Genomic DNA, 12,112 nt, shown 5'->3' with positions numbered 1-12,112 from the left:
GTCCCCGGCCCTATGCCCCGAGCATCCCGGTCCACAGATCGGGGAAGTCCGGGAGGGTCTTCGCCGTCGTCGCCACGTTCTCGACGCGCACGCCCTCGACCGCGAGGCCGATGATCGCGCCGGCCGTCGCCATGCGGTGGTCCTCGTAGGTGTGGAACACGCCGCCGTGCAGCGGGCGCGGGCGGATGTGCAGGCCGTCGGCGGTCTCGGTGACGTCGCCGCCGAGTTCGTTGATCTCCTTGGTGAGCGCCGCCAGCCGGTCCGTCTCGTGCAGCCGCAGATGGGCCACGCCGCGCAGGGTGGACGGGGAGTCCGCGAGGGCCGCGACCGCCGCGATGCCCGGGGTCAGCTCGCCGACCTCGCCGAGGTCCACGTCGATGCCGTGGATCGCACCCGAGCCGGTGAACACCAGCCCGTACTCGGTGAGTTCGCAGGAGCCGCCCATCTCGGTGAAGATCTCCCGCAGCCGGTCGCCCGGCTGGGTGGTGCGGGCCGGCCAGTCCGGGACGAGGATCTTCCCTCCGGTCACCAGCGCCGCCGCGAGGAACGGCTGGGCGTTGGACAGGTCCGGCTCGACGGTCAGATCGCGGCCGAGCAGCGCGCCCGGCGTCACCCGCCAGACGTTCGGCTCGCCGCCCGACTCCGGGGTGTCCACCTGGGCGCCGACCGCGCGCAGCATGTCGACGGTCATCCGGATGTGCGGCATCGACGGCAGCGTGGAGCCGATGTGCCGGACCTCGACGCCCTGGTTGAACCGCGGGCCGGACAGCAGCAGCGCCGACACGAACTGGGACGACGACGAGGCGTCGATCTCCACCACGCCGCCCTCCAGCGCACCCCCGCCGTGCACCGTCAGCGGCAGCGCGCCCCGGCCGTCGTCGTCGATCCGGGCGCCGAGGACGCGCAGCGCGTCGATCACCCCGTTCAGCGGACGCTCGTACGACCTCGGGTCGCCGTCGAAGCGGACCGGGCCGTCGGCCAGCGCGGCCACCGGAGGCAGGAAGCGCATCACCGTGCCCGCGTTGCCCACGTCGACCGTGGCCGGGCCGCGCAGCCCCGCGGGCAGCACCCGCCACGCCTCACCGGTGCCCTCGGGACCCACGCCCTCCTCGATGCCGACGCCCATCGTGCGCAGCGCGCCGGCCATCAGCAGCGTGTCGCGGGAGCGCAGCGGGCGGCGCAGCCAGCCGGGCTCGCTGGCCAGGGCGGCGAGGACGAGGGCGCGGTTGGTGACCGACTTGGACCCCGGCACGTGGACCGTCGCGTCGACGGCTCCGCTCGCGTGCGGGGCGGGCCAGAGGGCGGTGGATGCGTCGTTCGGGGCGTTCGGGGCCATGGCCCCACTTTATAAGCAGGAGGTCCCGCCGGTGCCGCGCCGTGGGCCCGGTCACGCCCCGGGGCCGCGCCCCGGTGACCTGGGGCCCGTCAGAGCCTCACAGGTCGAGCAGCCACCGGCCGCCGCCGAGGAGCGAGCACAGCGACACCGCGTGGAAGAGAAACAGCCACAGCCCCGCCGGTACATGGGTGAGCCGCGACAGCTGGTCCGCGTCCGAGTCGCCGGCCCCGCCGTGCGACCGCTTGGCCTGCAGTTCGAAGGCCGGCCGCACACCGCCCACCAGCAGGAACCACACCACCGCGTACGCGAACGCCGCCTGCACCTGCGGTCCCGTGAGCCACGAGACGACCACGAAGGTGCCGCCCGTGAGGAACACCGTGAGCGCCCCGTAGGCGTTGCGGATCATCACCAGCATCGCCAGCAGCAGCACCGTCGCCAGCCACAGCAGCAGCGTGATGCGCCCGGCGGACAGCAGGGCGGCCCCGCCGAGCCCCAGCAGCGGCGGCGCCGTGTAGCCCGCGGCCGCCGTGAGGATCATCCCGAGGCCGTACGGCTTGCCCCGGCTGACGGTCAGGCCGCTGGTGTCGGAGTGCAGCCGTATCCCGGTCAGCGTGCGGCCGGTCAGCAGGGCGACCAGTCCGTGCCCGCCCTCGTGGGCGATGGTGATGGTGTTGCGTGACAGCCGCCACAGGCCGGGCGGGACGACGACGGCGAGGGCCGCCACCAGGGTGGCGATCACCACCCACAGGTCCGGGTCGGTCTGGGTACCGGAGACCTCGCCCCACAGGGAGGCGAGCGAGGCGGATGCGGTGCTGTCCATGTGAGGCATTGGCTCCCTCGGGGTGGATGGAGTCTGGCAGTGTGGCACGTATGTGCGGACGGTATGCAGCCAGTCGCGGGCCCGAGGACCTCGCGGCGATCTTCGAGATCGAGAAGTGGGAGCCAGAGGAGAGTCTGGAGCCGGACTACAACGTGGCCCCGACGAAAGAGGTCCACGTCGTCCTCGACCGCCCCCTGAAGGACGCGGCGGACCCGCGTCCGGTTCGGCAGCTGCGCACGCTGAAGTGGGGACTGGTCCCCAGCTGGTCCAAGACGCCCGAGACCGCCTTCAAGATGATCAACGCGCGCGCGGAGACGGTCCACGAGAAGCCGTCCTACCGGCGGGCCTTCACCTCCCGGCGCTGCATCATCCCCGCCGACGGCTACTACGAGTGGGTCACCGGCCGCCAGGAGCTGGACCTGGAGCAGGAGGGCAAGCGCAAACGGCCGCGCAAGCAGCCCTACTTCGTGCTCCCCGCCGACGGCTCGGTCTTCGCGATGGCCGGGCTGTACGAGTTCTGGCGGGACCGGACCCTGCCGGACGACGACCCGCGGGCCTGGTGGGTGACCTGCTCGGTGATCACGACCGAGGCGGAGACCGCCCCGCTGGCGGTCGCGCCCGAGGAGGGCCCGCGCTCCCTGGCCGACATCCACCCGCGGATGCCGCTGATGCTCACCCCCGACCGCTGGGACGCCTGGCTGGACCCCGCCCGCCAGGACCCGGAGGAGCTGCGGCCGCTGCTCGCGCCGCCGCCGGCCGGACTGATGCGCGCCTACCCCGTCTCCACCCTGGTCAGCAACGTTCGCAACAACGGCCCGGAGCTGCTCAAGGAGCTCGACGGCCCCGAAGAGGGCACACTCTTCTGACGTGACGAACGAGATCATCGAGACCATCGCCACGGACGCCGGGGACGCCCGCGTCACCTGGCACCCGGCGCCCCGGCCCCGGCTCGTGCTGGCCGTGAGCCACGGCGCCGGCGGCGGCATCGGGGCCCGGGACCTCGTGGCGCTCGCCCGGACCCTCCCGGCGCACGGTGTGAGCGTCGCCCTCGTCGAGCAGCCCTGGCGGGTGGCCGGCAAGAAGGTGGCGCCCGCGCCGAAGACCCTGGACACCGGCTGGCGGGGGCTGTGGCCCGCGCTCGCCGCGCCGGGACTGCCCGTGATCGCCGGCGGGCGCAGCGCGGGCGCCCGCGTCGCCTGCCGTACGGCCAGTGACCTCGGGGCGCACGCCGTGCTGGCGCTCGGCTTCCCCCTGCACCCGCCGGGCAGGCCCGAGAAGTCCCGGGCGGACGAACTGCTCGGCGCCGGGGTGCCCACCCTCGTCGTCCAGGGCGGCAACGACCCCTTCGGCAAGCCCGAGGAGTTCCCCGACGGCCCGTACGACCTCGTCGAGGTGCCTCACGCCGACCACGGGTTCGCCGTGCCCAAGCGGGCGCCCCTCGGGCAGGACGAGGCCGTGGCCCTGGTCACGGACGCCGTGGTGAGGTGGGCCGGGTCACTGGGCTGAAGGCCCGGGAATGTTGCGGCCCCGGCCTCTGTTGTGGCGGACATGCGGTGCTGAGCACCGGCACCGACGTCGTAGGAGAGGAAGTCCACCGCATGGGTTCGACCTTCTGCCCGAGTCGCAGCAGCCGTGCCGACCTGGACTGGACGGTGCTGCACGCGGCCAAGGCCGCTCCTATTCGAGGGGCGGCAGGTACGGCAGGTCGTCTATCCTCCGATTCAGGCACGGCCGGATTCGGCCCTGCCCGGAATCTTGAGGAGGTGGGTCCGGTTCCCGGTACCGACGCAGGGACCGACAACGGCCAGGCGGAGCAGCCCGAGGGCCTGGGCACGGGCGTGGGCACGTCCCCGGAGACGACCGCCGAGCGCACCGCGCGCTTCGAGCGGGACGCGCTGGAATTCCTCGACCAGATGTACTCGGCCGCCCTGCGCATGACGCGCAACCCGGCCGACGCGGAGGACCTGGTGCAGGAGACCTACGCCAAGGCGTACGCGTCCTTCCACCAGTTCCGCGAGGGAACCAACCTGAAGGCCTGGCTGTACCGGATCCTCACCAACACCTTCATCAACTCGTACCGCAAGAAGCAGCGTGAGCCGCAGCGCTCCGCGGCCGAGGAGATCGAGGACTGGCAGCTGGCGCGCGCCGAGTCGCACATGTCGACGGGGCTGCGCTCCGCCGAGTCGCAGGCGCTCGACCACCTGCCGGACTCGGACGTGAAGGAAGCACTGCAGGCGATCCCCGAGGAATTCCGCATCGCCGTGTATCTGGCCGACGTAGAGGGCTTTGCGTACAAGGAGATCGCGGACATCATGGGGACACCCATCGGTACGGTGATGTCCCGGCTGCACCGGGGCCGCCGTCAACTGCGCGGCATGCTCGAGGACTACGCCCGTGAGCGCGGGCTCGTCCCGGCCGGCGCCGGAGAGTCGGACGAAGCGAAAGGCTCGGGCTCATGAGCTGCGGAGAGCCGCACGAGACGGATTGCTCCGAGGTACTCGACCACCTCTACGAGTTCCTCGACAGCGAGATTCCGGACGTCGACCGCGACAAGTTCAAGCAGCACTTCCAGGAGTGCTCGCCGTGCCTGGAGAAGTACGGGCTCGAAGAAGCGGTGAAGAGGCTCGTCAAGCGCTGCTGCGGCCATGACGACGTTCCCACGGACCTGCGCGCCAAGGTGCTGAGCCGGCTGGACCTGATCCGCTCGGGCGAGTCCGTGCCCGAGCACGACGTCACCGCCGCGCCCCAGGAGACCTGACCCCCGCGTCACCCGAACGTGCGAAAGGCGGGCGACACGCCCGCACCCGCCCCCGCGCCCGCCTAGGCTCCGATTGAGCTGAGCAGGTGACGGTGGGGGAGGGGCCGGGCATGGAGACCTTGCCGGTGCGGGCGCGTGTGTACGTCGCCTGTGCCGCCGTGGCGGCGGCGCTCTGTCTGCTGCCCCTGCCCTCCGCACGCCCGCCCTGGTGGGCGGTGGCCCTCCTCGCCGCGCTCTACGCCGGCGGGGGACGCGTCGCCGCCCGCGGACGGCTGTCCGGCACCTTCTACCCCGTGCTGCTGGCCGGGGCTTTTCTGCTGCCGCCGCCCGCCGCCGCGCTCGTGGCGGTGCCGGGGGCGCTGCTCGGGCCCGTCGGACGCCGGCCGCGCGGACCGCGGCGCCTGTGGCGGGCCGCCCAGCTCGTGCTCGCCGTGCGGGCGGCCGCCGAGGTCTACGGGGCCCTGGGCGAGCCGGACGCCGTGACCGCCGCGGAGTTCCCCGGCGCGCTCGCCGCCGCCGGAGCCGCCGTCGTCGCGTTCTGCCTGGTCCTCACCCTGCTCGACGGCAGCATCCTGGCGCTCGCCGAGCGCGTTCCCGCGCGCCGCGCCTGGCGGGGCCTGTTCCTGCGCTCCCTCGCGCCCATCGCCGTGCACGGACTCGCCGGGCTCATGATGGCCGTCCTGTGGCACAGCCCGTACGGCCCGGTCGCGGCCCTGCTCGTGCTCCTGCCCATGTGGGTGTCGTGGTGGGTGTTCGCCCAGTACCACCGGGAACACGCGGCCCACCAGGCCACCATCCGCGCCCTCGTCCAGGCCGTCGACATCAAGGACGGCTACACCCGGGGCCACAGCGAGCGCGTCGGGCACGCCTCCATGATGATCGCGCGGGAGCTGGGCCTGGAGGACGAGCGGGTGGAGGTGCTCCGGTTCGCCGGGATCCTGCACGACGTCGGCAAGCTCGGCGTGCCCACCCGGCTGCTCCGCAAGGACGGCCCGCTCACGCCCGAGGAACGCCGGATCATCGAGCTGCACCCCGAGTACGGGCACGAGATGGTCCGCGGCATCTCCTTCCTCGGCGAGGCCCGCGCCGCCGTCCTGCACCACCACGAACGCCTGGACGGCAGCGGCTACCCGTACGGGCTGAGGGGAAGCCAGATCCCCGAGCCCGCCCGGGTGGTGGCCGTGGCGGACGCCTTCGACGCGATGACGTCCACCCGGTCCTACTCCCGGGCCCGCCCCGTCCCCGTCGCCCTGCGGGAGCTGGAGCGGTGCGCCGGCTCGCACTTCGACCCCCGGATGGTCACCGCGCTGGTCCGGGCCGTCCGCCGCCTCGGCTGGCACCCCGCCGTGACCGCCGACGAGACCGGCGCGCCCCCGCACCGGCCGCCCGTCTCCAGTGCCGGGGCCCACCGATGACCGCCCCGCGGCCCCCGCTCCTGCTCGCGTGCGTCCACACCGGCGCCGCCCTCCTGGCCGGCCTCTCCCTGCTCGACTGCCTGCGCGGCGGCCTCGACGAACGCGGCACCGCACTCGCCTTCGGCGCCCTCGTCGTCCTGGGCGAACTGACCCGCCGGCCCGGCGCCGAGGGCCGGGAGACCGCACCTCTCGGCGCCGCGGCCGCCCTGTCGTACGCGCTGCTCGGGGAGGCCGGCGGGCAGGCCACCCACCACGGGGTGACCCAGGTGGTCGGCGTCGTCCTCACCGCCTCGCTGCTCGGCAGCGTGCCGCACATCGCGCGGGGCCGGCCCGTGCGGGACCACCTCGCGCGGCGCGTGCTCACCACCGGCTTCGCGGCCGTCTGTCTGCACCCCCTCTACAACCAGGGCGCCTTCCACGGCTGGGGCACCTCCTACGCCCTGCTGCTGGCGGCGGTGCTCACCCTCACCTTCCTGTGCGACGCGCTGCTCGCGGCGGCCCTCGCCCACTCCCGCACCGGCTGGCCGTTCGGGCCGCTGCTGCGGGACGAGCTGCGGGCCACCCTCGGCATCGGCTCGGCGGTCTGCGCCACGGGCGCGGTGATGGGGCTCGCGGTCGCCGTGGTCGGGCTGTGGGCGCTGCCGGTCTTCTCGGTGCCGCTGCTGCTCACCCAGATGTCGTTCCGCCGGTACGCCGCCGTGCGGACCACCTACCGGCAGACCATCGCCTCCCTCGCCCGGGCCACCGAGATCGCCGGGTACACCCCGGCCGGGCACGCCCGCCGGGTGGCCGCCCTCAGCCGGGAGGTCGGCCGGGACCTCGGGCTGTCCGAGGCGGAGCTCACGATCCTGGAGTACGCGGCGCTCATGCACGACATCGGGCAGCTCAGCCTGGTCGACCCGGTGCCGGCCGGGGCCACGGCCCGGCTGCCCGCCGAGGAGCAGCGCCGGATCGCGCTGCTCGGCGGGGCCGTCGTCCGGCAGACCGGGGTGAGCCCGCAGGTGGCCCTGGTCGTGGAGCGCCTGGCGGACCCCTGTGCCGAGCAGCCGGTCGCCGCCCGGATCGTGCGCGCGGTGAACGCCTACGAGGAGAAGGCCCGCGACGCCGGGCCCGGCGGGGCGCTGAAAGCCCTGGAGGAACTGCGCCTGGGGACGGCCGGGGAGTACGCCCCGGAGGTCGTCGGATCGCTGGCGCGGGTCCTGTCCAGAGACGGTCTGAGCATGCCCGTGGCTGGGTAACCCATGGGTAATGAGCGCCCTTCCAGCCGTACGTGGTTGGATGCGAAGGAAAGGGTGTCCGGGGGCAGCACTAGCCAGCCCACTCCACGGAACTGGCAGGCGGGAATCGTGAGGATCTTCGGCAAGGGACGGCACCGGCCCTCCGCCTCCTGGCGGCAGGCCACCGACCGGGCGTTCACTCTCATCGGCGACGGCCGGTACGAGGACGCCGGCGCGCTGCTGACGCGGGCCGCCGACCTGGAGCCCTGGCTGTCCGAGTCCTGGTTCAACCTCGCCCTGCTGCACAAGTTCCGGCACGACTGGGAGCAGGCCCGCGCCGCCGGCCTGCGGGCCGTGGCCCTGCTGGACCGGGAGACCGGCGCCCCCGACTGGTGGAACGTCGGCATCGCGGCCACCGCGCTCCAGGACTGGCCGCTGGCCCGGCGCGCCTGGCAGGCGTACGGCCTGCGGGTGCCGGGAGGGGCCACCGAGTCCGGTGAGCCGGCCGGGATGGACCTGGGCAGCGCGGCCGTACGGCTCTCCCCGGAGGGTGAGGCCGAGGTCGTGTGGGGGCGGCGGCTGGACCCCGCCCGGATCGAGGTGCTGTCGATCCCGCTGCCGTCGTCCGGGCGCCGCTGGGGCGAGGTCGTCCTGCACGACGGCGTGCCCCACGGGGAGCGCACCACGTCGTCCGGTCACTCCTTCCCGGTCTTCGACGAGATCGAGCTGTGGGCACCCTCACCGGTCCCGACCTGGGTGGTGTTGCTGGAGGCGGCCACCGAGGCCGACCGGGACGCCCTGGAGCAGCTCGCCGCCGACGCCGGGTTCGCCGCGGAGGACTGGTCGTCGTCCGTCCGTCTGCTGTGCCGGATGTGCTCCGAGTCGCGGATGCCGTCCGACGAGGGCGACGGGGAGCATCTGGACCCGCACGACCACAGTGAGCCGGGTCATCCCGGTCCGCTCGGGCACCGCACCGACGGGCAGCTGTGGGTGCCGGAGCGCGAGTGCGGGGTCGCCGCGCCGGCCGCGCTGGTCCGGGGGCTGCTCGACGGCTGGGTCGCCGACAGCCCGGACTCCCGTGACTGGCGTGATCTCGAAGAGGTCTGCTGAGCATTCGCCGTACCCTGTATCCACATCACCGTCCGTACGATCCCCGGTTTGTGCAGGAAAGGCTTACGTCTGTCATGGCCCAGCAGGACACCGAACAGCAGCACGCGGGCGTGCTCCCCGTCGACGACGAGGGATTCGTCATCGACTCGGAGGACTGCGAGGAGCGCGAGCAGGCGTACCGCGAGCGCGGCACCTCGCGGCCCATCACGGTCGTCGGCAACCCGGTCCTGCACAAGGAGTGCAAGGACGTCACCGAGTTCGACGACGAGCTGCGGAAGCTGGTCGACGACATGTTCGCCTCGCAGCGCACCGCCGAAGGGGTCGGCCTGGCCGCCAACCAGATCGGCGTCGACTGGAAGGTCTTCGTCTACGACTGCCCGGACGACGAGGGCGTGCGGCACGTCGGTGTCGTCTGCAACCCCAAGCTCGTGGAGCTGCCCGCGGACCGGCGCCGTCTGGACGACAGCAACGAGGGGTGCCTGTCCGTGCCGACCGCGTACGCCCCGCTCGCCCGTCCCGACTACGCCGAGGTGACCGGCCAGGACGAGAAGGGCAACCCGATCCGGGTGCGCGGCACGGGCTACTTCGCCCGCTGCCTCCAGCACGAGACGGACCACCTCTACGGCTACCTCTACATCGACCGCCTCTCCAAGCGGGAACGCAAGGAAGCGCTGCGCCAGATGGCCGAGAACGAGCCGCGCTACCCGGTCGTCGCCAACGACTGACCCCCTCACGCCCCACAGGCACCCTCCGTACGGCGCCCCCCGTGACCTCCGTCCCGAGCGGGCGCCGTTCGCATGTCCGTCATCTGTTCGGCCGTGTTCTACCGGTGACAGCGGGACGGCGGTCCTGTAGGGGTAGTGAATGATGCAAATCCGTTCCCAGAACGGTCAGTTGTGGTGCTGAATGGAAGTGCGGGGATACACGACGGTGCACGCCCGGCGCAGGGAAGGGCGTGACCGACTGGCGGCCTGAGAGGGGTTTGTTCGTGCATGCTTTCTCACGCGGCACCACATCGACACCCACGGCGGTACCGGTTCCACCATCGCTCTCTCTCCCGGTGATCGAGGAAGCGTTTCCCAGGCAACTCCACCCGTATTGGCCCCGGCTCCAGGAGAAGACCCGCACCTGGCTCCTCGAAAAGCGGCTCATGCCGGCCGACAAGGTCGAAGAGCATGCCGACGGCCTGTGCTACACCGACCTCATGGCGGGGTACTACACCGAGGCCCCCGAGGACGTCCTGCAGGCGATAGCCGACTACAGCGCGTGGTTCTTCGTCTGGGACGACCGGCACGACCGCGACATCATCCACCGCCGCCCGGCCGCCTGGCGGCGTCTGCGGGTGCGGCTGCACGCCGTCCTCGACGCGCCCGAGAGCCACCTCCGGCACGCCGATCCGCTGGTCGCGGGGCTCGCCGACAGCCTGGTGCGCCTCTACTCGTTCCTGTCCGATACCTGGAACACTCGATTCGCCCGCCACTTCCACGCGGTGATCGAGGCCTACGACCGGGAATTCGTGAACCGCACCGAGGGCCGTATCCCCACCGTCGAGGAATACCTCGCACTGCGCCGTCTCACCTTCGCCCACCGGATCTGGACCGATCTGCTGGAGCCGAGCGCACAGCTCGAACTCCCGGACCCGGTGCGAAAACATCCCGCCTATCGGCGGGCGGCCTTACTGAGCCAGGATTTCGCCGCCTGGTACAACGACCTCTGCTCGCTCCCGAAGGAAATAGCGGGCAACGAGGTCCACAATCTCGGCATCAGTCTCATCACCCATGAGCGGCTGACTCTGGAGGAGGCGGTCGCGGAAATGCAGCGACGCGTCGACACCTGTGTCTCCGAATTCCTCGCCGCCGAACGCGAAGCTCTGGAATTCGCCGACTCCCTCTCCGACGGCACGCGACGCGGAAAGGAACTCGGTGCCGCCGTGCGCACCTGCGTCGGCGACATGCGCAACTGGTTCAGCTCCGTCTACTGGTTCCACCACGAGTCCGGCCGGTACAAGGTCGACAGCTGGGACGACCGGTCCACGCCCCCGTACGTCAGCAACGAAGCGGCAGGTGAGAAATGACCGTCGAGTCCCCGCACCCCACGACCGGCTCCCGTCCGTCCTCCGAACTGCGGGAGCCGCCCCTCGCCGGCGGCGGGGTCCCCGTGCTGCGCCACGCCTGGCGGATGGTCCGCGACCCCCTGGCCTTCATGTCCGGGCTGCGGGACCACGGCGACGTCGTCCGGCTGAAGCTCGGACCGAAGACGCTGTACGCCGTCACCACCCCCGAGCTGACCGGCGCGCTGGCGCTGAGCACCGACTTCGAGATCGCCGGGCCGCTGTGGGAGTCGCTCGAGGACCTGCTCGGCAAGGAGGGCGTGGCCACCGCGAACGGCCCCCGCCACCGCCGTCAGCGCCGCACCATGCAGCCCGCCTTCCGGCTCGACGCCATCCCCGGCTACGCGCCGGTCATGGAGGAGGAGGCCCACGCGCTCACCGAGCGGTGGCGGGCCGGCCAGATCATCGACTGCACCACCGAGGCCTTCCGGATCGCCGTGCGGGTCGCCGCCCGCTGCCTGCTGCGCGGGGCGTACATGGACGAGCGCGCCGAGCGCCTGTCCGCGGCGCTCGACACGCTCTTCCGGGGCATGTACCGGAGGATGGTGATCCCGCTCGGGCCGCTCTACAAGCTGCCGCTCCCGGCCAACCGCCGATTCAACGGCGCCCTGGCCGACTTCCATCTCATCGTCGACGAGATCGTCGCCGAGCGCCGGGCATCCGGTCAAAAGCCGAACGATTTGCTGACGGCATTGCTGGAGGCCACGGACGGGAATGGCGACCCCATTGGGGAGCAGGAGATCCACGATCAGGTCGTGGCCATTCTCACCGCGGGCGCCGAAACCGTGGGATCCACGATCATGTGGCTGCTCCATGTGCTCGCCGAGCATCCGGAACACGCCGACAGGGTGCGTGCGGAAGTTGAATCCGTGACCGATGGCCGGCCGGTGGCATTCGAGGACGTCCGCAGCCTGCGGCACACCAACAATGTCGTCGTGGAGGCAATGCGACTGCGGCCCGCCATCTGGATTCTCACCCGGCGCGCGGTCACGGACACCGAACTCGGCGGCTATCGCATTCCGGCCGGGTCCGACATCGTCTACAGCCCGTACGCGGTCCAGCGCGATCCGCGGTCGTACGCCGACCACCTCCGGTTCGACCCGGACCGCTGGCTCCCGGAGCGGGCGAAGGAGGTGCCCAAGCACGCCATGGCCCCGTTCGGCGTCGGCAACCGCAAGTGCCCGAGCGACCACTTCTCGATGGCGCTGCTGACCCTCGTCACTGCGGCGCTGGCGACGTCGTACCGCTTCGAGCAGGCACCCGGCTCGAAGGACGGCACCAGGGTGGGCATCACCCTCCACCCTCACGACCTCAGGCTGCGGACGATGCCCCGCGGATAGCCAAGG

At 72.2% G+C, this 12,112-nt stretch carries 12 protein-coding genes; 10 read left to right on the top strand and 2 right to left on the bottom strand.

Annotation, left to right across the window (positions count from 1 at the left end; genetic code table 11):
- Positions 1 to 10: 10 nt before the first annotated feature.
- Both aroA and ABZ899_RS12845 read right to left on the bottom strand, forming a co-directional pair.
- Entirely contained in the window at positions 11 to 1,336 is a 1,326-nt protein-coding gene (aroA, locus tag ABZ899_RS12850) for a 3-phosphoshikimate 1-carboxyvinyltransferase (protein WP_361344828.1), read from the bottom strand.
- A gap of 97 nt (positions 1,337 to 1,433) precedes the next feature.
- On the bottom strand, positions 1,434 to 2,156 hold the full coding sequence (locus ABZ899_RS12845; RefSeq protein ID WP_361344826.1) for a M50 family metallopeptidase: 723 nt from the start codon (positions 2,154 to 2,156) through the stop codon (positions 1,434 to 1,436).
- Positions 2,157 to 2,206: 50 nt separating this feature from the next.
- Between ABZ899_RS12845 and ABZ899_RS12840 the strand changes: the two genes are divergently transcribed.
- The 10 genes from ABZ899_RS12840 to ABZ899_RS12795 all read left to right on the top strand — a co-directional run bounded on the left by ABZ899_RS12840 (position 2,207) and on the right by ABZ899_RS12795 (position 12,106).
- Positions 2,207 to 3,022, top strand: a complete 816-nt coding sequence (locus ABZ899_RS12840; RefSeq protein ID WP_361344824.1) for an SOS response-associated peptidase — start codon at positions 2,207 to 2,209, stop codon at positions 3,020 to 3,022.
- Between the two features lies 1 nt (position 3,023).
- Entirely contained in the window at positions 3,024 to 3,662 is a 639-nt protein-coding gene (locus ABZ899_RS12835) for an alpha/beta family hydrolase (RefSeq protein WP_361344822.1), read from the top strand.
- A 257-nt stretch (positions 3,663 to 3,919) separates the two neighbouring features.
- Positions 3,920 to 4,615 carry a sigma-70 family RNA polymerase sigma factor gene (locus ABZ899_RS12830; protein ID WP_192806204.1) on the top strand — a complete coding sequence of 232 codons (696 nt, stop codon included), beginning with the start codon at positions 3,920 to 3,922 and terminating at the stop codon, positions 4,613 to 4,615.
- Entirely contained in the window at positions 4,612 to 4,914 is a 303-nt protein-coding gene (rsrA, locus tag ABZ899_RS12825) for a mycothiol system anti-sigma-R factor (RefSeq protein WP_361344820.1), read from the top strand. Before ABZ899_RS12830 ends, rsrA begins: the two co-directional genes overlap by 4 nt.
- Positions 4,915 to 5,024: 110 nt before the next feature.
- On the top strand, positions 5,025 to 6,329 hold the full coding sequence (locus ABZ899_RS12820) for an HD-GYP domain-containing protein (RefSeq protein WP_361344818.1): 1,305 nt from the start codon (positions 5,025 to 5,027) through the stop codon (positions 6,327 to 6,329).
- Complete coding sequence (locus ABZ899_RS12815; RefSeq protein ID WP_361344816.1) at positions 6,326 to 7,567, top strand: HD domain-containing protein; 1,242 nt, start codon at positions 6,326 to 6,328, stop codon at positions 7,565 to 7,567. The genes ABZ899_RS12820 and ABZ899_RS12815 overlap by 4 nt, the downstream gene beginning before the upstream one ends.
- A 108-nt stretch (positions 7,568 to 7,675) precedes the next feature.
- Complete coding sequence (locus tag ABZ899_RS12810; protein WP_361344814.1) at positions 7,676 to 8,656, top strand: hypothetical protein; 981 nt, start codon at positions 7,676 to 7,678, stop codon at positions 8,654 to 8,656.
- A gap of 74 nt (positions 8,657 to 8,730) precedes the next feature.
- Positions 8,731 to 9,381, top strand: a complete 651-nt coding sequence (gene def / locus ABZ899_RS12805; RefSeq protein ID WP_361344812.1) for a peptide deformylase — start codon at positions 8,731 to 8,733, stop codon at positions 9,379 to 9,381.
- Positions 9,382 to 9,644: 263 nt separating this feature from the next.
- On the top strand, positions 9,645 to 10,730 hold the full coding sequence (cyc1, locus tag ABZ899_RS12800; RefSeq protein ID WP_361345229.1) for an epi-isozizaene synthase: 1,086 nt from the start codon (positions 9,645 to 9,647) through the stop codon (positions 10,728 to 10,730).
- A complete protein-coding gene (locus ABZ899_RS12795) occupies positions 10,727 to 12,106 on the top strand; it encodes a cytochrome P450 (protein WP_361344810.1) in 1,380 nt (459 codons plus the stop codon). The genes cyc1 and ABZ899_RS12795 overlap by 4 nt, the downstream gene beginning before the upstream one ends.
- Positions 12,107 to 12,112: the final 6 nt, after the last annotated feature.

Origin of the sequence: Streptomyces sp. NPDC046859, from assembly GCF_040645135.1 — a bacterium.
Taxonomy (GTDB): domain Bacteria; phylum Actinomycetota; class Actinomycetes; order Streptomycetales; family Streptomycetaceae; genus Streptomyces.
This window is presented reverse-complemented; position numbering and strand designations above follow the sequence as displayed.